This is a genomic window from Ramlibacter sp. AN1015 (genome assembly GCF_037726105.1).
GTDB lineage: Bacteria > Pseudomonadota > Gammaproteobacteria > Burkholderiales > Burkholderiaceae_C > Ramlibacter.
On record NZ_JBBJUM010000006.1, the window covers coordinates 1 to 22,826 of the forward strand.

24 protein-coding genes and 1 pseudogene are annotated in these 22,826 nt (G+C 67.8%); 13 read left to right on the plus strand and 12 right to left on the minus strand.

Annotated features, from left to right (window positions below):
* Positions 1 to 256: 256 nt before the first annotated feature.
* The 3 genes from WG922_RS11000 to WG922_RS11010 form a co-directional block, all read right to left on the minus strand.
* The gene (locus tag WG922_RS11000) at positions 257 to 382 is read right to left on the minus strand and encodes a hypothetical protein (RefSeq protein ID WP_340282647.1); all 126 of its coding nucleotides are present in this window, start codon (positions 380 to 382) and stop codon (positions 257 to 259) included.
* A gap of 122 nt (positions 383 to 504) precedes the next feature.
* Positions 505 to 765: a hypothetical protein gene (locus tag WG922_RS11005; protein WP_340282648.1), complete on the minus strand. Its 261-nt coding sequence runs from the start codon at positions 763 to 765 to the stop codon at positions 505 to 507.
* A gap of 9 nt (positions 766 to 774) precedes the next feature.
* Positions 775 to 1,014 (minus strand): hypothetical protein, encoded by a 240-nt coding sequence (locus WG922_RS11010; RefSeq protein ID WP_340282649.1) that lies wholly within the window; start codon positions 1,012 to 1,014, stop codon positions 775 to 777.
* 270 nt (positions 1,015 to 1,284) lie between these two features.
* Between WG922_RS11010 and WG922_RS11015 the strand changes: the two genes are divergently transcribed.
* The 3 genes from WG922_RS11015 to WG922_RS11025 all read left to right on the plus strand — a co-directional run bounded on the left by WG922_RS11015 (position 1,285) and on the right by WG922_RS11025 (position 3,149).
* Entirely contained in the window at positions 1,285 to 1,995 is a 711-nt protein-coding gene (locus WG922_RS11015) for a type 1 glutamine amidotransferase domain-containing protein (RefSeq protein WP_340282650.1), read from the plus strand.
* 27 nt (positions 1,996 to 2,022) lie between these two features.
* Complete coding sequence (locus WG922_RS11020) at positions 2,023 to 2,811, plus strand: alpha/beta fold hydrolase (protein WP_340282651.1); 789 nt, start codon at positions 2,023 to 2,025, stop codon at positions 2,809 to 2,811.
* A 95-nt stretch (positions 2,812 to 2,906) separates the two neighbouring features.
* Complete coding sequence (locus WG922_RS11025; RefSeq protein ID WP_340282652.1) at positions 2,907 to 3,149, plus strand: hypothetical protein; 243 nt, start codon at positions 2,907 to 2,909, stop codon at positions 3,147 to 3,149.
* 75 nt (positions 3,150 to 3,224) lie between these two features.
* Here the strand turns inward: WG922_RS11025 and WG922_RS11030 are convergent, their stop codons facing one another.
* Complete coding sequence (locus WG922_RS11030) at positions 3,225 to 3,452, minus strand: aldo/keto reductase (protein WP_340282937.1); 228 nt, start codon at positions 3,450 to 3,452, stop codon at positions 3,225 to 3,227.
* Positions 3,453 to 3,479: 27 nt separating this feature from the next.
* Here WG922_RS11030 and WG922_RS11035 point away from each other — a divergent pair.
* Positions 3,480 to 3,620 (plus strand): annotated as a pseudogene (locus WG922_RS11035) (IS3 family transposase); the annotation flags it as partial.
* Between the two features lie 272 nt (positions 3,621 to 3,892).
* Here the strand turns inward: WG922_RS11035 and WG922_RS11040 are convergent.
* A complete protein-coding gene (locus WG922_RS11040; RefSeq protein WP_340282654.1) occupies positions 3,893 to 4,726 on the minus strand; it encodes an aldo/keto reductase in 834 nt (277 codons plus the stop codon).
* A gap of 318 nt (positions 4,727 to 5,044) precedes the next feature.
* On the opposite strand from WG922_RS11040, the gene WG922_RS11045 reads away from it, so the two are divergent.
* The 6 genes from WG922_RS11045 to WG922_RS11070 all read left to right on the plus strand — a co-directional run bounded on the left by WG922_RS11045 (position 5,045) and on the right by WG922_RS11070 (position 11,306).
* A complete protein-coding gene (locus WG922_RS11045; protein ID WP_340282655.1) occupies positions 5,045 to 5,410 on the plus strand; it encodes an energy transducer TonB in 366 nt (121 codons plus the stop codon).
* Between the two features lie 5 nt (positions 5,411 to 5,415).
* Positions 5,416 to 5,841 (plus strand): hypothetical protein, encoded by a 426-nt coding sequence (locus WG922_RS11050; protein ID WP_340282656.1) that lies wholly within the window; start codon positions 5,416 to 5,418, stop codon positions 5,839 to 5,841.
* A gap of 262 nt (positions 5,842 to 6,103) precedes the next feature.
* On the plus strand, positions 6,104 to 8,044 hold the full coding sequence (locus tag WG922_RS11055) for a PAS domain-containing hybrid sensor histidine kinase/response regulator (protein ID WP_340282657.1): 1,941 nt from the start codon (positions 6,104 to 6,106) through the stop codon (positions 8,042 to 8,044).
* A gap of 348 nt (positions 8,045 to 8,392) precedes the next feature.
* Positions 8,393 to 9,235, plus strand: coding sequence for a hypothetical protein (locus WG922_RS11060; RefSeq protein ID WP_340282659.1), 843 nt, complete (start codon positions 8,393 to 8,395; stop codon positions 9,233 to 9,235).
* A gap of 227 nt (positions 9,236 to 9,462) precedes the next feature.
* Positions 9,463 to 10,314 carry a hypothetical protein gene (locus WG922_RS11065; protein ID WP_340282661.1) on the plus strand — a complete coding sequence of 284 codons (852 nt, stop codon included), beginning with the start codon at positions 9,463 to 9,465 and terminating at the stop codon, positions 10,312 to 10,314.
* A 194-nt stretch (positions 10,315 to 10,508) separates the two neighbouring features.
* The gene (locus WG922_RS11070) at positions 10,509 to 11,306 is read left to right on the plus strand and encodes an alpha/beta hydrolase (RefSeq protein WP_340282662.1); all 798 of its coding nucleotides are present in this window, start codon (positions 10,509 to 10,511) and stop codon (positions 11,304 to 11,306) included.
* A 126-nt stretch (positions 11,307 to 11,432) separates the two neighbouring features.
* On the opposite strand, the gene WG922_RS11075 is transcribed toward WG922_RS11070, so the two are convergent.
* A complete protein-coding gene (locus tag WG922_RS11075; RefSeq protein WP_340282663.1) occupies positions 11,433 to 13,463 on the minus strand; it encodes a hypothetical protein in 2,031 nt (676 codons plus the stop codon).
* A gap of 63 nt (positions 13,464 to 13,526) precedes the next feature.
* Positions 13,527 to 14,498, minus strand: a complete 972-nt coding sequence (locus WG922_RS11080) for an alpha/beta fold hydrolase (protein WP_340282664.1) — start codon at positions 14,496 to 14,498, stop codon at positions 13,527 to 13,529.
* Here WG922_RS11080 and WG922_RS11085 point away from each other — a divergent pair.
* On the plus strand, positions 14,461 to 15,348 hold the full coding sequence (locus WG922_RS11085; RefSeq protein WP_340282665.1) for a helix-turn-helix transcriptional regulator: 888 nt from the start codon (positions 14,461 to 14,463) through the stop codon (positions 15,346 to 15,348). The two genes, WG922_RS11080 and WG922_RS11085, sit on opposite strands and share 38 nt — an antisense overlap.
* A 172-nt stretch (positions 15,349 to 15,520) precedes the next feature.
* Here WG922_RS11085 and WG922_RS11090 read toward each other — a convergent pair whose 3' ends face one another.
* The 4 genes from WG922_RS11090 to WG922_RS11105 form a co-directional block, all read right to left on the minus strand.
* The gene (locus tag WG922_RS11090; RefSeq protein WP_340282666.1) at positions 15,521 to 16,054 is read right to left on the minus strand and encodes a Spy/CpxP family protein refolding chaperone; all 534 of its coding nucleotides are present in this window, start codon (positions 16,052 to 16,054) and stop codon (positions 15,521 to 15,523) included.
* 210 nt (positions 16,055 to 16,264) lie between these two features.
* A complete protein-coding gene (locus WG922_RS11095; RefSeq protein ID WP_340282667.1) occupies positions 16,265 to 16,966 on the minus strand; it encodes a hypothetical protein in 702 nt (233 codons plus the stop codon).
* Positions 16,967 to 17,018: 52 nt separating this feature from the next.
* Positions 17,019 to 17,693: a TetR family transcriptional regulator C-terminal domain-containing protein gene (locus WG922_RS11100; RefSeq protein ID WP_340282669.1), complete on the minus strand. Its 675-nt coding sequence runs from the start codon at positions 17,691 to 17,693 to the stop codon at positions 17,019 to 17,021.
* Positions 17,690 to 18,715 carry an ABC transporter substrate-binding protein gene (locus tag WG922_RS11105; protein ID WP_340282670.1) on the minus strand — a complete coding sequence of 342 codons (1,026 nt, stop codon included), beginning with the start codon at positions 18,713 to 18,715 and terminating at the stop codon, positions 17,690 to 17,692. Before WG922_RS11105 ends, WG922_RS11100 begins: the two co-directional genes overlap by 4 nt.
* 220 nt (positions 18,716 to 18,935) lie before the next feature.
* On the opposite strand from WG922_RS11105, the gene WG922_RS11110 reads away from it, so the two are divergent.
* A complete protein-coding gene (locus WG922_RS11110) occupies positions 18,936 to 20,150 on the plus strand; it encodes an aromatic ring-hydroxylating dioxygenase subunit alpha (RefSeq protein ID WP_340282672.1) in 1,215 nt (404 codons plus the stop codon).
* On the plus strand, positions 20,147 to 21,154 hold the full coding sequence (locus WG922_RS11115; RefSeq protein WP_340282673.1) for a PDR/VanB family oxidoreductase: 1,008 nt from the start codon (positions 20,147 to 20,149) through the stop codon (positions 21,152 to 21,154). The genes WG922_RS11110 and WG922_RS11115 overlap by 4 nt, the downstream gene beginning before the upstream one ends.
* 170 nt (positions 21,155 to 21,324) lie before the next feature.
* Here the strand turns inward: WG922_RS11115 and WG922_RS11120 are convergent, their stop codons facing one another.
* Positions 21,325 to 22,698: an FAD-binding oxidoreductase gene (locus WG922_RS11120; RefSeq protein ID WP_340282674.1), complete on the minus strand. Its 1,374-nt coding sequence runs from the start codon at positions 22,696 to 22,698 to the stop codon at positions 21,325 to 21,327.
* Between the last annotated feature and the right edge of the window lie 128 nt (positions 22,699 to 22,826).

Consider the following 22,826-nt stretch of genomic DNA (forward strand, 5'->3'; position numbering starts at 1 on the left):
GCGGAAAATGGTGGCGGCCAAGAGTAGAGAGTCGAGCTTAGGAGAAGAGCGGGAACGCTATTGCAAGCGGCGCGACAGCAGACCGTCCGCTTCGGGTCGAAAGCCGACCTGACCGGGGGATTGCGAGTCCGCCGGCTAATCTCTACTTCCGGCCAGAAGCAGACGCCCGCCTCCTGCGGTCGCACGGGGCCACCAGCGAGCTCGCCCATTCCCGTGGACCCGCGTCCCATCGAGCAGGCCCGTCACATCACATAGCTCAATCCTCTACGCGCACCGCAGCCGCGGAAATCTCATCCCGCTGCTCGGGAGTGATGACCACAGCCACTTCTTCGTCGACGAGCAGCAGGCGAGGCGGGTTCACAAGGTGGAACAGCGCCGCCATGCGATCTTCCGCGTCCGTAAGCTCGCGGCAGGCGCCATTCAGGCGGCGGCGCGCCCTGTCCTAGACGTCGGCGAAGCGTGGAAGGCGGCGGCGGGTGAGGAGACCGTCGAACGCGCGCATGGTCAAGCTCCGGCAAGATGAAAAGGGAGGACCGCGAAAGCGACTGCCTGCAGAAGCAGTGAGAGAACGATCAGCCGCAGGGCCCAGGTCCTGTGTCGCGAGCTGGCGGCGTTACCCCGCAGGTATTGTTCGTAAGCGACCGCATAGCTCGCGGTCAGGACAGCGCGAAGCCGCGCATCCGCATCCTCGGGCACGGCGTCTTGCTCTTTCACGAGATCTTCGAGTCGCGGCGGCTCGTGGTAGACGAACAGCCACTCCGACATGACCACCTGCTAAGCGGAGGCGAACAGCGCCGCGATTGCGGCGGCGCCGAGCACCATGATCGCCAAAGCCGGAGGCTCCCGCCAGCGGTCCGCATCGAGCTCTCGGACGAGGCTGCTGAAAGCGAAGACCGCGAATGAGATCGCGGCCACCGGAGTGCTGATGCTTCCGCGGATCGTCTCGCGGCGAGAGCGTTCGCTCAGGAACAGTTGCCGGGCGTGCTCCAGGTGAAGATCCGTCACCTTAGGCATGGCAGTGCTGCGTCAAGCTGGTCACCAAGGTCCTCCGTTGAAGCCCGTCCCCCTGACCGATGGGGCGAGGATGTGTGCAGTCTAGGGCTTCATCATGGGAGTGCTCGACCCTGTCGATGGCTGCTTCCGGCCAAAACCCGACCAGCTGCGGCCACGCAGGGCGGCTGAGGACGCTGTTGCGAGCGGCGCGCTGTTCCGGCGCATGTACCTACAAGCTCATCGAAACCACACCCCCTACGATCCTTCGATGCCACACAGAAAGGCTGGTCCATGAAGGTCCTTTTCGTCCTCACCTCCCACGGCTCGCTGGGCAACACCGGAAAGAAGACCGGTTTCTGGCTAGAAGAGTTCGCCGCGCCGTACTACGTGTTCAAGGATGCGGGCGCCGACATCACCCTGGCGTCGCCGCTGGGCGGTCAACCTCCGCTGGATCCCAAGAGCGACGACCCCGACGCACAGACTGACGCCACCCGCAGGTTCCGCGCGGACAAGGAGGCCGTGCAAGCCCTTTCAACGACGAAGACGTTGTCGTCCGTGCGGCCAGACGATTTCGACGCGGTGTTCTATCCGGGCGGCCACGGCCCGCTCTGGGATCTCGCGGAGAGCGAGGACTCCAAGGCCCTCATCGAATCGATGCTCGCTGCGGGCAAGCCCGTCGCCGCGGTTTGTCATGCGCCGGGCGTGCTGCGCCATGTCAAGGCAGCCGACGGAACGCCCTGGGTCCGGGGCAAGCGCGTGACGGGCTTCACCAACAGCGAAGAAGCGGCCGTGGGCTTGACCGAGGTCGTGCCGTTCCTGGTCGAGGAGATGCTGAAATCGGCCGGTGCCACCTACAGCAAAGGTGCCGACTGGCAGTCGCATGTGGTGACCGACGGGCCGCTGATCACCGGCCAGAACCCGGCCTCATCCGCGGCGGGCGCCCAGGCATTGCTGCAGGCTCTGGAAGCACGTGCCCGGCGCGACGGCGAAGTCCGGCACTGAATCACGCCCCCGAAGTCGCCAGCGGGCATGTCCCTGCATTTCGAACGCCTCGGCTCGGGGCGGCCGCTGCTGATGGTCCACGGGCTCGGGGCGAACCTGCGCACCTGGGATCCCATCCTGGACGCCTTGCGCGACTCACGCGAACTGATCCTGGCCGACTTGCCGGGACATGGCCGATCGGCCGCGCTGGCGGGCCCGCAGACGGTCGAGGCGTTTGCCGACGCCCTTGCGCGCTTCGTGCAGTCGCAAGGCCTCTCGAAAGCAGACCTGGTCGGCAGTTCGGTGGGGGGCCGACTGGTGCTGGAACTGGCCCGGCGGGGGATCGGTGGGCACTGCGTCGCATTCGACCCCGGCGGCTTCTGGCGCGGCTGGGAGACGAGCTGGTTCCATTGGACACTCGCAGCCTCGATCCGCCTGGTGCGCATGTTGAGGCCCGTTCACCGCGGCCTGTCACGCCACGCCTGGACGCGCACGCTGCTGCTGGCCCAACTGTCCGCCCGCCCGTGGCTGTTGCCACCGCACCTGGTCGGCGGTGAGTTGCAGAGCCTGGCGGCTACCCCGGTGTTCGATGCCATGTTGCATGAACTCGCCCATGGACCGCTGCAACAGGGCTGCGCGAGGACCCCTGGCAGGGTCACCATCGGCTGGGGCCGCCAGGACCGCCTGCTGCTGCCACGGCAAGCCGCGCGTGCCCAGGCCGCATTTCCGTCGGCCCGGCTGCACTGGTTCGAGCGGTGCGGCCACTTCCCGCATTGGGACCGCCCTGCCCAGACGGCGCACGTGATCCTGCAGACGGTTGGCGCGGACGCATCATGAAAGCCCGGTCGCTCCAGGATCTGCACGCTGATGATCAAGCTTGCGTATCGTGCCGCCCTGGGTGGCTTGGCCGCGCGCCGCAGTGCTGGTAGGCAGTGCGTTCCGAACTGCTGGGTGCTGCGGGTCTCGCCATCCGTTCCAACCGCTCCCCGGCGGCTTGGAGCTTGTTCGCCCTGACGGTCGCAGTGACGCCGGCCAATGTCCACATGCTTCAGCACGCCAGCGACTTCCCCAGTGTGCCGGTGTGGCTTCTCGTGGCGCGGCTGCCCTTGCAGGCGGCGTTGCTGGCATTGCTGGCGTGGGTCGCCATGCGAAGTCTGAACCGCAACAGGAACTGATGTCCGCTCTCGGCCACAAGCAGACGTCTCCAGGTCGCTGTCGTCGTTGCCCAATTGATCAACTCGCGACTCAGATCATCTCGAGTGGGAAGGTCGCGTTGGCGACGGGAAGAGCACGTCGAGTTCCTGCAGCTGCGCTGTCGTCAGCGGATGCTCCAGCGCCAGGGCATTCTCCTCAAGCCGCTTGCGGCTACCAGTCTTGGGGATCGCGATCACGTCGTCACGGGTTAGCAGCCACCCGATGGCCACTTGTGCGGGTGTCATCCCATGGCGCTTTGCGAACTCCGCCAGCGCTCCCGACATGTTCCCGGCATAAGTGATGTGCACGTGCCCAACGTTCTGCAGCGCGACTGCTGCGCGGCGTCGCCAAACCAGAAGTGGGCAACCGATGTCACCGAGTTCAATGTGAACGGCCACAAGCGCTATCTGTCGGCCTGCATGGACCTCTACAACGGCGAGATCATCGCGCACCATCGACGACGAGGGCGAGGTGTACAGCGACAACGACGACCTGCCGAAGCTGTACTCGCTGACGGCCAAGAAGCTCAACATCGCCCCGTAGCAGCACACCGAGGAAGTCTTCCGGCAGATTCTCGGCGGCTGCACTGCGAGCGGGCGCGCCGACATCATCATCTTCTATCAGGACCGGGCACTCGCTGTATGCAGCCCGCGTGCAGCTCGCGGTTTGCAGTCGCAGGTTCCTTGCAGATCGTCGAGGCACGCGCCAGTCGCGCTTGCTCCTTTCAGATCATCTCGAGCGGCATGGGGCCCGACGGCGGCGAGAACATCGCGTCCAGCTCGCGCAGGTCCGCCGGGCTTAGTGAAAGCGCGAGGGCGCCCGCGTTCTCCTCGAGCCGCTGTCGACTGGCGGTCTTGGGAATCGCGATCACGTCGTCCTGCGCCAAGAGCCAGGCGATCGCCACCTGCGCGGGCGTCACGCCCAGGCGTCTGGCGAGCGCGACGAGGGCGGGCTTGCGCAACAGGCGGCCCTGCTCGATGGGCGAGTACGCCATCACCGGGATGGCATGCGCGCGCAGCCACGGCAGCAGGTCCCACTCGATGCCGCGCCGGCCGAGGTTGTAGAGCAACTGATTGACCTGCGCCTCGGCACCGCCAGGCACGGATCGCAACGACTCCATGTGGTCCCGGTCCAGGTTGCTCACGCCCCAGTGCCGGATCTTCCCGGCGCGCTGGAGGTCCTGGAACGACGCCACCGTTTCGGCCAACGGGACGGTGCCCGGCCAGTGCAGCAGGTACAGGTCGATGGCATCGACCCTCAACCGCTTCAGGCTCTCGTTGCAGGCGGCCTGCATCTTGCGCCGCGAGGCGTTGTGCGGATAGACCTTCGACACCAGGAAGACCCGGTCGCCGCGACCCTGGATGGCTTCGCCGACCAGTGCCTCGGCAGCCCCGTCGCCGTACATCTCGGCCGTATCGATCAGCGTCAGGCCGAGGTCGATGCCGTGCCGCAGCGCGTCGATCTCCTGGGCGCGCAGGCTCAGATCTTCGCCCATGTGCCAGGTCCCTTGGCCCAGGGCCGGCACCGTTTCTCCGCAGGGCAAGGCGACGCGCTTCATGCGGCGAGTATCTGCGCGTGGCCGAAGCCGTTCAAGCGGTGCTATGGACAAGAAAAAATGACCTAGGCGAGATGGCTAGATCCATACGCGGCCTGAAAGACCGTTGAGATAGGTGGGGGCGAGCCCTTTCATATCGTTCAGGCAATGCGCGCTGCAACGGGACGAGTTCACTGCTGCGCAAGCAGGCGAAGATGCCGACGGTCACTGCGGCACGTCTACACGCGCACATGGTGCATTCTCCGCGGGGGTCTGCAACGGCCCTGACGCGCGCCCTATACTCCGCCACCTTTTTTTTGACCCACATCTCGACTGCGCAATATGGTGCTGCCCCGACTGGCTCATCGCACGCTTCGCTTCGCCGGCGCGATCCTTTGCGCGTGCCTGCTTCAGCCGGCCTACGCCGCGGGGCCGGTTCCCGCGACCCTGCTGGAAGCTGCAGTTCCCGCTTATCCGAAGGCGGCCCTGCGGGCGGACGAAGAGGGAACCGTTCACGTGCGGGTTCGCGTGCTCGCCACCGGTGAGCCGGTGGACGTTCGCGTCGAGAAGAGTTCCGGCGTCCGGGCACTGGACGAGGCCGCAGTCGCCGCCGTGCGCAGGTCGAAATTCCGTGCCGCGCAGGACGCAACGGGGGAGCCGGTGGAGTCGTTTGCGACGGTGCCCTTCCAGTTCGTCCTGCAGGACTAGCAGGCATGCGAATGAACCGCCGCGAGGCGGCCGCCTTTTCCCTCGCCACGCTTTTCGCACCACTGGTGCACGCCGAACAATCACCGCTCAAGACCGCGTTCGAGACAGCGCGCAAGGCCGGAAACATCGACCTTGTCCTGCCCGCGCTCAGGGCGGCACAGCTCCATGTCGTCGCAGGCTCGCCCGGTGAGCCGGAGGACATGAACGACCTTTTCTACACGCCTTCACCGAAGAAGAACGGCCGCATGTGCATCACGGTGTCGGAGCGCGAACAGTGGCTGGCCAGCGTCGCGTGGCCCAAACGCCGCCTTTCGGGCGAGGCGATCCTGCGACACCTGCCCGCCGTATTTGAAGTGCTCATCGTCTACCCCGACGGCGGAGACTTCCTGTCGCGCGAGTCCTTGCAGTGGCTGCGCGGCCTGCCCCGGTGACACCGGCCGGCGGGCGGATGAACGCTTGCGTCACCCGCCGGACTTCAGGGCACCCCGGATGACCGTTGCCGTTCCAGGCTCGGCGTGACGAAGCGTTCGATGGCGGGGATGGCGTGCTCCTTGTGGATGCGCGCGATCTCGTCGCGGGAGAGAACCAGCGGCGTCGGACCGAAGTAGCCCGGCGTACCCAGTTTTCCATCGCGCGCCGGGCGACCGGAGGCGCTTGCGCCTATTCCGCCTCCGGCCTCGGCACAATCAGCGGGTGAACTCGTCCAACTTGCCGGCAGCCGGCGTCCCGACCGAGCAACGGTTTCAGACCTTGTTCGAGCAGGCGCCATTCAGCGCGCAACTGCTGGCCGTGGACGGCCGGACCCTGCAGGTGAACCGGGCCTGGCAGGACCTCTGGGGAACGCACGCGGGCGACCCGCTGCTGGAGTTCGTGCTGTCCGGATACAACATGCTGACCGACCCGCAGCTCGAAGCGAAGGGCGTCACGGCCTACCTGCGGCGCGCCTTGGCGGGGGAGGCCGTCCGGATTCCTGCGATCCACTATGACCCCGTCGAGATGGGCAAGCCCGGACTCGCACGTTGGGTGGAGGCCACGGCGCGGCCCATCACCGCGCCGGACGGAACAGTCGCCGAGGTCCTGTTGATCCACGAGGACGTGACCGAGCGCCTGACCGCGGAGCGGCAATTGCGCCAGAGCGAGGCGCAGTTCAGGACCATCGCCGACGCCATGCCGCAGATGGTGTGGTCCACCTTGCCGGACGGACACGCGGACTACTACAACAAGCAGACCTACGAATTCACCGGCCTGCCGCCAGGCACCATGAGCGGAGAGCGCTGGGCGGACATCGTCCACCCGGACGACCGGCAGGCCGCGTTGGACACATGGAGCCAAAGCCTTTCGACCGGCGAACCCTACGAAGTGGAGTACCGGCTGCGACACCGCTGCGGAGAGTACCGCTGGGTGCTGGGGCGGGCTCTTGCCGTGCGCAACGAAAACGGAGAGCTCGTTCGCTGGATGGGCACCTGCACCGACATCCACGAGCAGAAGCGCGCACGGGACGAGCTGCTGGCCAGCAACCGGCGCAAGGACGACTTCCTGGCCATGCTCGCGCACGAACTGCGCAATCCGCTGGCGCCGATCAGCACCGCCGCACACCTGCTGAAAACCTCGTCGTCGGATCCGGCCAAGGTGCAGCGTTCGGCGCAGGTCATCGAGCGGCAGGTACGCCACATGACGGAGCTGGTCGATGACCTGCTGGACGTGTCGCGCGTGACGCGCGGTCTCGTGGAACTGGACCGCGGGCCGGTGGAATTGAAGGCGGTGCTGGCCGACGCGATCGAACAGGTGCGGCCGCTGATCGATTCGCGCGGACACGAACTGTCCACGCGCATGCCCCCGGGGCACGTTCATGTGATGGGCGACCGGCCCCGACTGGTCCAGATCGTCTCCAACCTGCTGAACAACGCCGCGAAGTACACGCCCCCGAACGGAGCCGTGTCAGTGACCCTGGCCGCCGGGCAGGACGTGGAGATCCGGGTAGCGGACAACGGCACGGGCATCGAGCGTGACTTGCTGCCGCATGTCTTCGAGCTGTTCACGCAGGGTGCGCGGTCGCCGGACCGCGTGCAAGGTGGCCTGGGCCTGGGACTCGCGCTCGTCAAGAGCCTGGTGGAACTGCACGGAGGGCAGGTGTCGGCGCAAAGCGCGGGGCAGGGCCTGGGCGCCGCGTTCACGGTCACGTTGCCGCTGCTGGCCATTGGCCATCCGGTCGCGCCCACTTCCGGCGATCTCATGTCGCTGCCTCCTGCCGCGCGCACGCTTCGCGTCCTGGTGGTGGATGACAACAAGGACGCAGCCGACACCCTGGGCATGCTGCTGGAAACCCTCGACCACGAGGTTCACCTCGCGCACGATTCCGCACGCGCCCTCGAGATGGCGGAGAACGGATCGTTTGACGCCTGCGTGCTGGACATCGGCTTGCCCGGCATCGACGGCTATGCGCTGGCGCGCCGGCTGCGGGCCCAGCCTTTCGGCGCCACCGCCACCTTGATCGCGCTCACGGGCTACGGGAGCGCGGGAGACAGGCACCGTGGGAACGCGGCCGGGTTCGATCACTACCGCGTGAAGCCGGCGGACCTCGGGGAGCTTGCACGGTTGTTGCAGCAAGGGCGGGGGGAGCAGGGCGTGGCGTGATCGCTGTTGAGTAACATCGTTGTCGAGCCGCACGGTCGCGGCAGTTCGCGTGCAATGGTCTCATTGGCGCGACCGGTTCGACCGGCGGCTACCGCTTGATGGCCGGACTGGGCACGAATCGCAACGGCACGCTGGGCATCGAATACGCCACTCACCACCCAGGCGTGCACATGACGGTGAAGGTGCGGGTCCGGTGTGAAGTGATCGGCAAGTGTCACGTCCGCCGCAAGATGTGAACCGGATGGGCAGCCTGCGCGGCAGCGGGGTATCTTCACGACACGGGGCCCCGGGGGACCCGCCGCGTGGCTCATGCAATTGCCGTCTCTGCGTTTTCCTGTTCTCAAGCCGGTGCGCGTGCCCGCCTTGTGGGCCTCCATCGCGCTCGCTTTCCTTGTCCACCTGGGCATCGGAGTCGTGCTGTTGCTGGACTACCGGCAGGCGCGCGACGCTGACCCGACACAGACCATGGGGGCAGGGCCGGGTGACATCGCGCCTGAGGCCCCGTTGATTGATTCCCAGGCTCGGCAAATTCCGCCCCAGGGGGCGCAGGCGGCGCCGCCGCAGGCACAGCGGCAGCCGGTGTCGCCATCGGTGGCGCCCCCCGATAACGCGCGCGATGGCCCGGTTGCCGCGGGCGCCGTAGAACCGCTGCCCCCCGTGGGCATTGCTGAATCTGCGTCGCCCCCACGCTCGGAAGTGATGGCGGCCGTTCCCTCGGCGCAGGCGAGTGTGCCGGCTCCGCCCGCACCGGCGCCACCGGAGCTGGAGCAGGAGGCGCCGCGGACCGCGCCACGGGACCCCAGCCCGGCATCGACGAGTGCACCGGAGCGCCGCGCTCCGAAGGCGACCTCCGCTCAGCCTGCCAAGGCGCCCCAGCTCCCCGTCCAACCCAGTTTTGATTGCCGGCGGGCACGGTCCACCCCCGAGAAGCTGATCTGCTCGGACGCCGAGCTTGCACGGCTCGACCGCGAGCTGGGTCGGCTGTATGCCCGTGCGCGCACCGCATCCGGCGACCCCGCTTCCTTTCGTCGCCAGCAGAACGTCGAGTGGACCCGCCGCGAGCAAACCTGCAAGACGCGCGAGTGCCTGGTCGCCTGGTATGCACGTCGGCGGCAGCAACTGAGCGACATCATTGCCGTCGCACCGGTGGGTGGCGTGCCCAAGAAGCGTCCTGCACGAGAGAGCGACTGACCGTCACGCCTGGCGCCGGCTCACCCTGTCCTGCAGATCTCCGGCGCTCGTGCATACGTCCGCGTTCCATCGCCGATTTCACGCATTTCGTCATCTCCTACGTTGCTACGTCCCTGGCGCCTATCGGGCGACCGGGAGTAGGCAACCACCATCTGCGCATTCTTGTCAGCGCCGTGGGTCTGCGGTTGCGCCCCACAGGGGCGCTTTCATTCAATCTGGAGAGTGCCATGTCTGCGCCTTACAACGACGTCCCATCCGGTGTCATTGCCGCCTCGGCAGTTCAACGCGGCAGTCGAGTTTCCTGGGGAGGGGTGTGGAGCGGTCTGCTCGTGGCGGTGGGCGTCTTCCTGCTGCTCAGCCTGCTGGGACTCGCCATTGGCATTTCTACCGCCGACGTCGGCCCAGGTGAAGACGCCAATGTCCGCAGCCTGGGCATCGGCGCTGCCGTGTGGAGCGGCCTGACGCTGTTGGTTGCACTGTTCATCGGTGGCATGGTCGCCACGGCAACCGGCATGGTGTACGACCGCACCAGCGGGATGATCGAGGGCGTGCTGGTATGGGTGCTGGCCGTCCTGCTGCTGATCTACATGGCCAGCAGCGGGATCAGCATGTTGACCAGCGGAGTCTTCGGCGCGCTCGGAAGCGTGACCCGTGGGGCGACGTCCGCAGTGGCCATGAGCGTCGATCCGGCCGAGCTGTCCGCAGGCAATGTGGACGAGATCACGTCGCGCCTGAGGGACCCGAAGACCGTGCAGATGGTCGCCGCGGCCACCGGCATGCCGCAAGCCGAAGCGCAAAGTACCTTGTCCAACATCGCGCAGCGTGTCGAGAGCGTACGCAACGACCCGGCCCAGGCGGCAGCGGAAGCGCGCAAGGGTGCCGAGGAAATTGCCTCCAAGGTCGCCGCCCGGGCCGAACAGGTTGCCGACGATGTGCAACCCTATGCGTCCGCATCGATCTGGGGCACCTTGCTCGCACTGGTGCTCGCGCTGGCTGCCGCAGTCGGCGGCGCCATGGTGGGACGCAAACGCGTCGCCAATCAGCTCAGCGACGTCGCGATGTCTTCCGCTGGGCGATAGGCGCTGCACGAACGGGTTGCTCGCAGCCACGCCGTCACGGCGCGCGCAAGGCATGAGCGAGCGCGCATGGGGGCGCCCGCCTCCGGTGATGGAGGTGGGTCTGACATCTCATCCAGCTTTGGCAAACGATCCTCGTCGCGAACGAACTCGTCACTCGATTCGTCAAAAGCCAGATACGGCCTGTCGAGAACCCGATGAAGTTCATGGCCACTGTGCTCGCGATCGCGCTTGCCTACCTGCTGCTGCTGGCAGCGATCTTCCTGGCGCAAGACCGTCTGCTGTACTTTCCGGAGAGGATCTCCGTCCAGCGCGTCGCCAGTGACCGGCTGCGAGCGTGGCCCTCAGCGCAGGAATTTCGTGGACTGGTGGCGGAGCCTGCGGGAACGGCACGCGCCACCGCGCTCGTGTTCCACGGCAATGCCGGCCACGCCGGCCGTCGTGATTACTACGTGCGCGCCCTCTTGCCGCTGGGTTTGCGGGTGATCCTTGCCGAGTACCCTGGCTATGGTCCCCGTACCGGCGCGTTGAGCGAAGCGAGCCTGGTGGCCGATGCCGGCGAAACCGTCGCGCTCGCGCACAGCAGGTACGGTGGCCCGCTGCTCGTCATGGGAGAGTCGCTGGGCGCCGCAGTGGCGGTCGCTGCGGCTGCGGCGCACCCCGACCGGGCCTCGGGGCTGTTGCTCGTCACGCCCTGGGACCGCCTCGCCAACGTGGGCGCGCACCACTACCCGTGGCTGCCCGTGCGGTGGTTGCTGCGCGATGAGTACGACAGCGCAGCGCGGTTGGCGGCTTTTGACGGACCGGTCGTCGTTGCGGTGGCCGAGCGCGACAGTATCGTGCCGGCGCGCTTCGGAACGGCGCTGTACCACTCGATTGCCGGGCCGAAGGAGCTGCTGGTCATCGCGGGCAGCGACCACAACGACTGGCCCGATCGTGTCGATGCCAGGTGGTGGCGCGACGTGATCGCGAAATTCCTTGGGAAGGTCGATTGAGAGTGCGCGAACGTAGCCGTGCGTGCACGTCGGCGTCGACCGCCAAGCCTCCGATCGTTCGGGCCGGCTCACCAAGGGTGCGCAGTGCAGAGCACTCCGAAGGAAGGCGTTGCCCGCACCTGCGGACTAGATCCGGTCGCTGGACGTAGGCGCAGACAGCGCCTCGACCCGCTCCCAGGCGATGGAAAGGGCCATCGTTGCGTCCGTGAAATTCCTGGCGGGGATGGCGTAGTCCGGCGCGAATGCGAAGCGCAGGGCCATCAGCGGCAAGTCGGCAGGGGCGTCTGGCGTGCTGGGGAAGCGCTCGAATCCGTCCAGCAGGCCGAGGTTGACCCCGAAGCGGCTGTCCGGAATGCCTGAAATGGTCTGGAGGAATCCGTCGCCGGGAGCGTGACCGAAGGCCAGCCCGATGGCGCCCGTCCCCGCCTCCGCGTCCAGCAGTGCACGGCAGGAGAGCACCTGGGCGGGAGAGCTGGAGGGAACGCCCATGTAGTTCATGTCGCCGCTCCACGTGATTCCGCTGAAGCTCCCGTCGGCCCGCAGCGGAAAGCGTGAGTTCCCGCTCGCCGCGGCATAGCGGCGAACCTTGTATGGGTCCTGGCCGGGTCGATCGCGGACCGGCGCAACGTCGCCGCGCAGAAACACGGTCGAGGTCCCTGCGATCCTGAGAGCCGTGCTGCCCGGGCTGTGCTGTTGCAGGCGCATGCGCAGGGTCCACAGCGTGAGCCAACGCTCGTTGCTCTTGTGCTTGTCCACTTCCGCCACGACCGCGCCATGCGAGCCGCTTTCGCCCGGTTGCGGAAGCCGCACGCGCACTTCACTGCGCGTCCACGACTCGATGACGGCATCGTGCTCGCCGATCCTCACCGTACCCTGCTTCGAGCCGAACTCGCCCACGAGGAGGAGCACGCCCGCAAACTCATCGACTTCCAGGTGGTGAATGCTCGGGGCCAGGATTTGCACCGTGCCGCGGGACTGCGCGAAGAAGCGTGCTTCGACGCCCGTCTGAGGGTGTCGGAAGACATCGCGGCCTTCGCGGCGCATCTCGGCGAGAACCTGGTCCCATGGGAACGGACGCTGCTCAGGACTCTCGGGCTTTTCCTGGTTTGCACCAAGCATGCGGTCGACCAGGTAGGCCGGGGCGTCGTACACCGCCGGGTCCCCGACGACTTCGGTCCAGCCCAGGCACACGCCGGCTCCCTTGTTCAGGCAGGCGTTCAGGAAGCTGGACGCCACGCGCGGGTTCGCGCTGTTGCAGGCATTGATGATCACCACGCTGTCGGGCGCGAACGACCAGTAGCGCTCGACGAAATGGACGGTGATGCCGTATCGCGTGTCGCGCGAGGTGGGCGTGACGCCGTTGGGCGCGTTGTAGTAGGTGAGGCGCTGGTTGGCGAAGTCGTCCCGCATCTCCGGCAGGTTTTCCAGCGCCGGATCGACCAGCGTGGAAGACTGGATCGAGAAAAAAAGCGGCGAGTCCGGGTCGTCCGCTCGTGTGGGCTTCACGCCACCGTGGCTGTTGATATAGAAGAAGCCGTCGCCCTGGACGCTGCGCAAGGTGGTGAGGCGAGCATCGCCTTCCCGGCCGCCGCGCACGCCGTAATCCTGCGCCGTGAGCCAGGATGACATCCGCGTCACCACGTCCTGCCCCACGAAGTTCTCTCCGAAGGAGTGCAGCAGCCGTGCCGGCTTGCCGCCCGGCAGTTCCACCGGAACGGCTGCCTTCGCGAGTTCCGGGGCGGGAGCGACTTCGGCCGCGGCCGAGGCCGGAATCGGTCGGCGGCTGCTGTCGATGATGTGCAGCCGCCCATCGGCAAAGACCCCCCACACGCACAGCGCGGCCTCCTCGACCCCCACTTCCGCATAGGCGGGGTCGGCCTTCATGAAGGCCGCCAGGGCATGCAGCCGGTCCGACGCAGACATGGGCTGCGTATCCAGATCGACGGACTTGGCCTCGACGGCTGCGAGCGTCGCCATGCGGGCGTCACTGGATAGTTCCTGATGGCTGGTGTTTGTGTTGCCCGTCGCGTCGCCGCCGCCGCAGGCGCTCAGGAGGTTCGGCACGGCCAGGACGGCCGTCGCGCCGGACAGCCAGGACAGGAACCTGCGGCGCTCGGGCGCATGCGATTGCCGGCGTGCGAGAGAGCTTGGGGACATCGAGGAGGAAGGAGCAAGAGACATGGTGTTCCAGGAACTGGTGGAGGACAGTTGGGAGGAGACTCAACGCCGCGCAGAACGGGTGGAAAGATCACCCCGCGGCGGAAGGGATCGCAGGAAGCGCGCGTACGCCTCGGCGGTCTCGCGCGGCGCCTCCATCATGGGCAGGTGTCCCAGCCCCGGGAGCGCCTCGATCCGCGCGTCGGGTACACGGTCGCGCAGGCGCCGCAAGCCGCTGGGATGAAAGATCTGGTCGGCCTCGCCCCAGAGCGCCAGCGTCGGCGCACGCAGGCCGCCGATCCTTTCGTCCAGCAGGTAGCGGTCTTGCAGTTGCTCGTGCCACACGCGCAGGTTGGACGCTGCATCCCGCGTCGCCGAGGTCATCGTCCGGTGCAGAACGGGGAAGGGAATCCACGGCCGGCGGGCGAAGACCAGGTCCATCATCCGGTCGAACTGTTCCGGCGTTGCAGCGACCAGCGGCGCTCCGCCCGCTTCGATCAGCGTGTCCATCGTGCTCGCCTGGGGCGTTCGCAAGCCGTGGGGCGAGCCGATCAGTGCCACGCTGGCAACCCGTTCCGGGTAGGTCTGGGCGAAGAGCACGGCCAGCGTGCCGCCCATGGAGTTCCCCGCGAGATGTACGCGTCCCAGCTGCAATTGGTCCAGGAGTGCGCGCAGGCGGACGACCTGCGACTGGTAGTGGTACGGCTCGTGCGCATGTCGGCCACTCTCGCCGAAGCCCGGAAGGTCTGGCGCGACGACACGCCAGCTGCCCGTGAGCGGCCGGGCGAATTCGACCCAGTGGTCTTTCTCCGCGAAGATCCCGTGCAGCAGCACGATGGGCGTGTCTGCGGCTGCCGGTCCGCCGGCAAGATAATGCACCCGGTGTCCGGCGGCGCCGATCGTGTGCGCCTGCAGGCCCGACAGGCTCCGGTTGAGCGCGAGCAGCGGATGCAGGAATACGGCGGGTGTGGCATGCCAGGCGAAGACCAGCGCCGCGATGGCGCCGACAAAGGCAAAGAGCAGGATTCGTTTCATCGATGCAATTCAAGGTGAACCCCTCGGGCGTGCTCCGCAGGACAGTCGCGGGCCTATCGAGGCTGGCGCGACGGTACCCGGGGGCGGTGTGCGCCGCTTGCACGTTTGGGCTATGGCACGCGGCAACCGCTTGACCATTGCGCATGACCGCGCGCTCTACGTCGGCGAGCTGGCGGCGACCGGCCTGCACCGCCACGCGGCCGTCGCCCTGCTCGTGGGCCTGTCAGGCCGGTTCGCGGTGCACTTTGCCCACGGAAGGGTCGAACACTGCCGCAGCGTGCTGGTAGACATCGGCGTCGAGCATGTGTTCGATCCTTGTGGCGAGCAGGTGGCGCTCGTCTATCTGGAACCCGATGCGCCGGAGGTGCGATGCCTGCGGGCGCTGCTGGCGCGTGAAGGCGGTGTGCTGTTCGATGTCGCCAACCCGGTCGGAGCATGCAGCCCCATGGAAGCACGCTTGCGAGCGTTCGACCTGCCGCAGATCCTGCGCCATCCCATGGAAAACGCCGCCACGGGCCTCGATCCTCGCGTGGCGCGCAGCCTGCAGGTGCTGCGCCAGGTGGGCGACCAGCCCTGGGCGCGTGGAGGGCTTGCACAGGCGGCTGGCCTGTCGCCTTCGCGCTTCAATCATCTCTTCCGCGAAGAGGCGGGCGTGAGCTTTCGCAGCTACCGGATCTGGTGCCAGGTGCGCGCCGCGATGACGGGGGCCGGACCGCTCATGAGCCTGACGGACGCGGCGTTACAGGGCGCGTTCTCCGACTCGTCGCACTTCAGCCGGACGTTCCGGGCAACGTTCGGCATGACCCCCTCCAGCGTCCTTCAGGGCGTCGCTCGCGAGGTGGTGCGCTGAGGGCGCGCGGCGTGCAAGCGCCGTCCTGACCGTATCCGCTCGCCGGGAGCCGAGCGACTTGCCGCCAGACGGACACGGGGCCGTAATGATCGCGCGGGCTTAGGCATGCCGCCCATGGAGTGAACAGCGGGTGCTCTGCACGCTGCAGATCGGCGCGCCTCTGAGTACCTGCCTACCGCGCATACCCCCGCAAGCGGTTGTACCTGTCGATCTGGTCGGCCGAGAGCAGCCGCTGCTGCGCCAGATGCGTCCGCAGGTGCGAGGCGCGGATGCTGCCTTGGATCTGCCCGATCTCGTGGGTCAGGCGCGTGACGTCCGCCTCGTTCGCCCGCTTGTCCCGGAAGGCTGCGTCGAGTTGGCGCTCCGCATCAACAAGGCGTACGCCCAGTGCCCGGGCCTGCGCCTTGTGCCGCTGCATCAGCTCGCGGGTGGCGGCGATCTGCTCGGGCGATAGACCCAGCGAATCGGCGAGCTCCCGGGTGTGCATCGGGCCAGGGTAGCCGTTCAGTTCGGCCGCGCGCGCCAGCCCCATGCCTTGCCCCTCGAGCCAGCCGCGCTGCTCCTGCTCGGATAAAGCCTTGATGTCGCGCTTCTCCTGCCCGGCATAAGGGGCAGCATGCGTCGCCGGCTCGGTCGTCGCGGCTTGACCGTGACCGTGACCGGCGCCGTGATGTTGTGCAGCGACCGGCAGGCTGGCGACGAGCATGGCGGCGAGGGCGAAGGCGCGTGCAGAGTTCATGGCGAGCAGTGGAGGATGTGGTCGATGCCGGACGGGGCGCAGCCGTGCGGCGAGCCATCGCCGCATGAACTGCGCCACCGCTGGACGCAGTGTAGGCAATCAGCCTGAGCTCGGCCTACGCAATGCTCGCGGCGTGCGAGCCGACCCCCTCACCCTCACCTCAATGCCCCGCCGCGCTCAACGCTTGGTACCGATGAAGATCGCGCCAGCCGTGCGTGCGCTGTTCACCGCAGCCGCGAGGAGCGAGCGTGCGGTGCTGTCATAGACCGCGATGCCGGAGCCGCTCAAGCCGGGGAGGGCGCAGGGCGCCGGGCCGAACGTGAGGGTCAGGTTGAACGCGTTGGCGTCGGTGCGGGGCGTGGCCGTGCCGGTGAAGGTGCAGCCGGCGTCGGTGCCGGTGACGGCGCCGTTGGCGCCCACGGTGACCGTCGTGCCCGCGGACGGGCCGACGCCGGCGAAGGTGCCGGCCAAGGCGGCGAGACTGGGCGTCTGCTCGAAGCTCGCGTCGTAGCTGCCGGTGAAGGTGACGGTCTGGCCGCCGGCGCTGACGCGGCTGGTGATGCTCTGCTTGGTGGTGGCGTCGGTCGAGATCGTGCCCTGCGTGATGGTGCCGCTGGTCAGGTTGAAGTCGGTGGCGGCGCCGTTGACGTTGCCGTTGACGAAGCCCAGCGTGCTGCCGCCGGCGTACGCGGCCCATGTACTGCCGTTCGGGAGCACGGCGACCGAGGCGGTCAGGCCGGTGGACGTCGTGCCGTTCCAGAAACCGACGGGGCTTTTTTCTGCTGCTGCGTCGCCACCGTCACCGCCTCCCCCTCCGCACGCCGCGACCATGGCCGTTGCCAGCACCGTCGCTGCTGTTCTTGCGAACCTCTTATTCACTGCTTCTTCTCCACATGAATTCCTGCGATCCGCGCAGGCCGGTTTTCTACTTCTATTCGTCCGCCAATCCGCAGCTGCGCAGCACCAGCTTCGTCACCTCGCGGGCGATCCGCTCGCGGTCCAGGGGCGCGTCGCCTGTCGCACCCATGAGGTAGCGGACCTGGGCCTCGTAGTCGGCGTAGTGCTGGGTCACCGCCCAGATGTGAAAGAGGAAGATCAGCGGATCGACCGGCGCGATGCGGCCTTCGTCCACCCACCGCTGGATGGCGGCCAACGCGCGCTCCCGCTTGGCCGACCACGCGGCCCAATAGCCGCGCAGCCGGGTGCCGCCTTCCATGACCTCGATGGCGAACAAGCGCGAGACGCTGGGGTGGTCGAAGGCGAAATCGAGCTTGCGGCGCACCAGCGTGGCGATGGCGATGCGCGGCTGCGCGTCGGTGTCGGCGTCCTCGATCAGCGCCGCCCAGTGGTCGGTCGTCTCCTTGAGCACCTCCTCGTAGAGCGCTTCCTTGCTCTCGATGTAGTAGTGCAGCGACTGCTTGGAGATGCCCGCGCGTTGCGCGATGCCCTGGGTGGACGCGCCCCGCAGGCCATACAGCGCGAACTCCTCCAGGGCGGCCTTGCGCACCTGCGCCATCAGTTCCGCCCGGCGTGCGGTCGCGCGCTGGGCGCCCCGTGCGGGCTCGCCGAGGGTCGAGGCGATCGCGCCAGCGGATTCGAGTGTCAATTGGCCGTGGGCGACTTCTTCAGGTCCATGCCCACCTTCTTGTTGACGAAGCGCTCGACCGCGACGGCCTCGGGATCGACTTCGCCCGGCTTGTAGATGCCGGCCTTGATCATGCGGGCGCCGAAATCGCGGATGCGCGCGTTGTCGATGGCGCCGATGCCCTTGGACTGCGCGTCGCCCGAGTCCACCAGCTGCAGCCGGATCACCTCGGCGCGCTCGGCCTCGAGCTTCTTGTCGTCCATGTCCGGATTGAGCTTCTTGATCAGGTCCAGGCCCGGCTTGGGATCACGGTAGAGAAAGTTGTACCAGCCGATGATCGATGCATCGACGAAGCGCTGCACCAGATCGGGGTTTTTCTCGACCAGCTCGCGGCGGGTCTCGATCATGTTGCCGTAGGTGTTGTACCCCTGGTCGGCCAGCAGGAAGATGTCCACCTCGGCGTTGCGCTCACGGGCATACAGCGGCTCCGCGGTGGCGAAAGCCTGCTGCACCGCCGTCTTGTCCGCCAGGAATGGCGCCAGGTTGAAGGTGTAGGGACGGAACTGCTGGTCGGTGAAGCCGTGGTCTGCCTTCAGCCACTGCCAGAAGCCGAACTGGTTGCTCTTGGCGATGAGCACGGTCTTGGCCTGCTTCAGCTCGGCAAAGTTCTTGTACTGCCCCTTGTGCGCGATCAGCGCCGTCGGATCCTTCTGGAAGAAGGCCGCCACGATGACCGTGGGGATCTTGGCGCGGGTGGTCTCGAGCGCCGTCAGCAGCCCGCCGGTGAGCAGGAAATCGACGCGGCCGGCGGGCAGCATCGGACGGTTGTTCACCTGCGGGCCACCCTGCTGGATATCGACCTCCAGCCCGAACTTGCGGTAGGTGCCGTCGGCCGCCGCCTGGAAAAAGCCGCCCTGGCTGGCCTGCGCCTTCCAGTTCGTGGCGAACACCACCTTGTCCTGCGCGGCGGCCACGCCGGCTGCGGCAACGGCGGCGACCGCCACCAGGGTACGGGCGGCGCCCGCGAAGGGAAAACGGATCATCTGCAGGCTCCTTGCTGTTGCCGCGGGCGTGGTTCGCCGCACGTTCCAGAAATTATGCGAACGGTTCGACCGAATGGTCAAACTCGGGGTTTCCCGGTGGCCGAGGCATGCAGGCATCCTTGCGCCTGGTGACGGTCGCGGCATATCATCTGGTTTGACCATTTGGTAAGTTTCCTGCGGTGCCTGCTGTGCGGGCGCCGCTGGCGCACAGGAGATCACCTTGACCGCAGCACCGCAGCCCGTCCCCCCGACCGGCACCGCCTACGGCCGTCGCCCCGGCACGCACGACGCGCTGCTCACCGAAGTCGGCCCCGGCACGCCCTGCGGTGAGTTCATGCGGCGCTACTGGCAGCCCGTCACCCTGTCCGAGCGCGTCACCACCACACCGGCGCAGGTGCGCATCCTGGGCGAAGACCTGATCGTGTTCCGTGACCGCAAGGGGCGTGCGGGGCTGCTCTATCCGCGCTGCGCGCACCGCGGAACGAGCCTGTTCTACGGCCGGGTGGAGGAGGAGGGCATCCGCTGCTGCTACCACGGCTGGCTGTTCAGCGTCGAGGGCAAGTGCCTCGACCAGCCCTGCGAACCGGGCGGGGGCGCGCATCGGGCCAAGGTGCGCCAGCCCTGGTATCCCGTACAGGAGCGCTACGGCATCGTCTGGGCCTACATGGGCCCGCCCGAGCGGATGCCGGTGCTGCCCCGCTACGACATCCTCGAACGCATCGAGCCAGGCTTCAAGCTGCACGTGAGCCATTCCAGCCTGTACGCCGGTGGCGACGACGAGGTCGAGCTCATTCCCTGCAACTGGCTGCAGGAATGGGAAAACGTGATGGACCCATTCCATATTCCCATCCTGCACACCACCTTCAGCGGGGTGCAGTTCGTACCCGAGATGGGCGTGATGCCGCAGGTGCACTGGGAGTACATGGACGGCGGCATCCGCTACACCGCGTACCGCAAGCTGGAAGACGGCCGCGAGATGGACCGGGTGACCGCGGCGATGTTCCCCCACGTGCGCATGGTGCCCAACGTGCAGCTGCGCCACGGCCAGGCGGGCGGCGTCGGCTTCGTGGTGCCGGTGGACGACACCTCGCACCGTCTGTGCTTCGCGATGAAGATCCCCGAATCCGAGAACGCGCTGCCGCGCAGCCCCAACCTGCGGAAGTGGTCGACCATGACGCCCGAGGAGCGCCAGCGCTATCCCGGCGATTGGGAAGCCCAGGTGGGCCAGGGCCCGATCACCCTGCACAGCGAGGAGCACCTCGCCACCAGCGACAAGGGCGTAGCCATGCTGCGCCGCACGCTCGCGCAGCAGATCAAGGCGGTGCAGGAGGGCAAGGACCCGGCCGGGCTGATCTTCGATCCGTCGCAGGAGCTGGTGCGCGTGCCGGCCGGCAACTTCTTTCGCGACGTGTCGGCGGCGCAGGCCACGCCATGAACGCAGCTACCGCCGAGGCTCTGAAGGAGCCGAATGCCCCGCCTACTGCCAGCCTCCCCGCGCTGGTTCCCGTGCGCGTGCATGCCCGCCGCGCGCTTGCGCGCAGCACCTGGCTGTATGAGCTGCGCTGCATCGACAGCACCGGGCTGCCGCCGGCCTCGCCCGGCGCGCACCTCGACGTGGAGTTGCCCGACGGAACACTCCGGCAGTATTCGCTGCTGGCCGGCCTGTCCGAGGACCCGCGTGCGCTGGTGATCGCCGTCAAGCGCGATGCCGCCGGCCGTGGCGGATCGCAGCGCCTGTGCGACACCGTGCGTCCAGGCGACCTGCTGCGTGTCTCCGCGCCCCGCAACAACTTCGCCTTGCACGAGGGCCCGGCGCCTGCAGTGCTGATCGCCGGCGGCATCGGCATCACGCCGATGTGGTCGATGCTGCAGGCGCTGCGCTCGCGCGCAACGCCGTGGGAACTGCACTACGGCTGCCGCAGCCGCGATGATGCCGCCCTGATCGAGGCGCTGGAGCCGCTGACCGCGGTGCGGCTGCACTTCGACGATGCGCAGGGCGGCCGGCCTCTCGACCTCGCCGCCATCGTGGCGGCAGCCCCGCCCGATGCGCACCTCTATTGCTGCGGTCCGGCGCCCATGCTGGACGCGTTCGAGGCCGCCGCGGCGCACTGGCCCGCGCACCGCCGCCACCTGGAGCGCTTCAGCGCGGCGCAGCCCATGGCACGCGCCGAGAGCGGCTACATGCTGCGGCTCGCGCGCAGCGGACAGCTGCTGCCCGTGGCCCCGGGCCAGACCATCCTGGAAGTGATCCGCGCGGCCGGCCTGGAGGCGCCGTCGTCCTGCGAGCAGGGCATCTGCGGCGCCTGCGAGACCCGTGTGCTGGAAGGCGATGTCGATCACCGCGACAGCATCCTGTCGCCGGACGAACAGGCCGCGAACTGCACCATGATGATCTGCTGCTCGGGATGCAAAGGTTCGCGGCTGGTGCTGGATCTCTGACGCGCCTGTCGCGAGCCGAGCGGCCCACCGGCATTGGCTCGAGCACACCTGCGAGGCGGTGATCCACGGCACTTCGACGGCAACGGGCACCGCGGCGGGCGAAACGCGATCGGTCATGCACCACGTCTGCCACGGCGGGGCGCGTACGTACGACGCGCCAGCCCCCGGTTTCAGGCGGCCTTCCGCCCCGCTCCCGACTCCTCCCAGGCGCGCATCTTCCCCGGATTCATCAGCCCGGCCGGATCGGCCTGGCGCTTGAAGTCCAGCTGCACCTGGTCGATCGTCTTCATGCCGCCGTCCTCGATGGTGTAGACGTGCGGGTCGAACACCACGCAACCCTCGGCCTCGAGCGCACGCATGATCTCGTACTGCCGCTCGGGCGTGGTGAACCGCACCAGGGGCAGGCCGTAGGCGCTCAGGGGGTCTTCGCGCGTGCGCAGGAACTCGTCGTGCGCCAGGAACTCGTCGCCCCAGCGCTCCTTCAGCCGCACGCACAGCGTCGGATCGAAGGGGTGCGGATGCTCGAACTGCAGGTAGGTCCAGCCCTTGTCGATCTTCAGCGCCTGCAGCGTGGTGTGGTTGTACGCGCACTCGTAGGCGGGCGGCAGCCGCTGCTCGTGCAGTTCGCGTTCGGTCAGCGCCATGGTCTGCACGCCGCCGCAGCGCGCACCCAGCGCAGCGTACGCCTCCAGCGATTCCGGCGCGACCATGGCGAACACCGCGTCGCGGCCGGCCGGGAACACCTTCTCGATGTGCGTGTAGTAGCGCGAGAACCCGCGCTCCACGGAAGTCAGCAGGAACAGGTCGATGCCCGAGCCGGGAAGCTCGGTGCAGAAGCGGCTGGCCGCTGCATAGCTGTCGAAGACCGTGATGACGTGGCGCCACTCGACGCGCGGCTGCAGGGCCAGGGTGATCTCCGTGATGATGCCGTTGGTGCCGTAGGCATGGTGCACCTTCTGCACCTGTTCGCCCTCCAGCGTGAGCACGCGCGGCTGCGCCTCCAGCGTCACCACCCGCGCCGACAGCACGTTGCCCGGGTCTTTCAGGATGCCGTTGCGGATCGAGCCGATGCCCGCCGAGCCCCCGGCGATGAAGCCTCCCACCGTCGCGGCACGCAGCGTCGATGGATACATCAGCAGCTGCTGGCCCTGTGCGTGGGCCTGCTGCTGCAGCACGCCCAGTCGCAGGCCGGCCTGTACCCGGGCCAGGCCCGGACGAAGTTCCAGCAGCTGGTTCAGGCCGGTCACGTCGAGGACGACGCCCCCGGCGAGCGGCACGCACTGGCCGTAGTTCCCGGTGCCGCCGCCACGCACCGTGAGCGGCACGCCGTGCAGCGCGGCGGCGCGGGCCACGGCCAGCACCTCCTCCTCGGTGCGCGGGGACACCACGGCTTCGGCGCGGCGCTCGGCCAGCTGCTCCTGCAGGATGGGGCTGTACCAGTAGAAGTCGCGCGACTTCATGCGCAGCTGGTCGGCGGCGGTGGTGCAGGGGATGTCGCGCACCTCCTGCAGGAAGGCGGTGAGGTCGGGAGCGGGTCGGTTCATGGGAAGCGCGTAGGCTGTGGGTTCGGGCGAGTCGCCCCAGCGGCATCCTAGCGAGCTCTTACTTCCTGGTCAAACCAATCGGTCAAGATAATCGGTCCGGCCGCCCGCTACCATTCGCGGCACCCCAC

What these genes read in the sequence shown, in the direction of transcription:
- WG922_RS11030 (WP_340282937.1), bottom strand. Translation starts at nt 3,452, where the DNA reads ATGTCGGGAGCGCTGGCGGAGTTCGCAAAGCGCCATGGGATGACACCC.
- WG922_RS11045 (WP_340282655.1), top strand. Translation starts at nt 5,045, where the DNA reads ATGGTGCTGCCCCGACTGGCTCATCGCACGCTTCGCTTCGCCGGCGCG.
- WG922_RS11020 (WP_340282651.1), top strand. Translation starts at nt 2,023, where the DNA reads ATGTCCCTGCATTTCGAACGCCTCGGCTCGGGGCGGCCGCTGCTGATG.
- WG922_RS11000 (WP_340282647.1), bottom strand. Translation starts at nt 382, where the DNA reads ATGGCGGCGCTGTTCCACCTTGTGAACCCGCCTCGCCTGCTGCTCGTC.
- WG922_RS11015 (WP_340282650.1), top strand. Translation starts at nt 1,285, where the DNA reads ATGAAGGTCCTTTTCGTCCTCACCTCCCACGGCTCGCTGGGCAACACC.
- WG922_RS11085 (WP_340282665.1), top strand. Translation starts at nt 14,461, where the DNA reads ATGGCGCCGACAAAGGCAAAGAGCAGGATTCGTTTCATCGATGCAATT.
- WG922_RS11040 (WP_340282654.1), bottom strand. Translation starts at nt 4,726, where the DNA reads ATGAAGCGCGTCGCCTTGCCCTGCGGAGAAACGGTGCCGGCCCTGGGC.
- WG922_RS11105 (WP_340282670.1), bottom strand. Translation starts at nt 18,715, where the DNA reads ATGATCCGTTTTCCCTTCGCGGGCGCCGCCCGTACCCTGGTGGCGGTC.
- WG922_RS11080 (WP_340282664.1), bottom strand. Translation starts at nt 14,498, where the DNA reads ATGAAACGAATCCTGCTCTTTGCCTTTGTCGGCGCCATCGCGGCGCTG.
- WG922_RS11075 (WP_340282663.1), bottom strand. Translation starts at nt 13,463, where the DNA reads ATGTCCCCAAGCTCTCTCGCACGCCGGCAATCGCATGCGCCCGAGCGC.
- WG922_RS11010 (WP_340282649.1), bottom strand. Translation starts at nt 1,014, where the DNA reads ATGCCTAAGGTGACGGATCTTCACCTGGAGCACGCCCGGCAACTGTTC.
- WG922_RS11050 (WP_340282656.1), top strand. Translation starts at nt 5,416, where the DNA reads ATGCGAATGAACCGCCGCGAGGCGGCCGCCTTTTCCCTCGCCACGCTT.
- WG922_RS11070 (WP_340282662.1), top strand. Translation starts at nt 10,509, where the DNA reads ATGAAGTTCATGGCCACTGTGCTCGCGATCGCGCTTGCCTACCTGCTG.
- WG922_RS11065 (WP_340282661.1), top strand. Translation starts at nt 9,463, where the DNA reads ATGTCTGCGCCTTACAACGACGTCCCATCCGGTGTCATTGCCGCCTCG.
- WG922_RS11120 (WP_340282674.1), bottom strand. Translation starts at nt 22,698, where the DNA reads ATGAACCGACCCGCTCCCGACCTCACCGCCTTCCTGCAGGAGGTGCGC.
- WG922_RS11005 (WP_340282648.1), bottom strand. Translation starts at nt 765, where the DNA reads ATGTCGGAGTGGCTGTTCGTCTACCACGAGCCGCCGCGACTCGAAGAT.
- WG922_RS11090 (WP_340282666.1), bottom strand. Translation starts at nt 16,054, where the DNA reads ATGCTCGTCGCCAGCCTGCCGGTCGCTGCACAACATCACGGCGCCGGT.
- WG922_RS11115 (WP_340282673.1), top strand. Translation starts at nt 20,147, where the DNA reads ATGAACGCAGCTACCGCCGAGGCTCTGAAGGAGCCGAATGCCCCGCCT.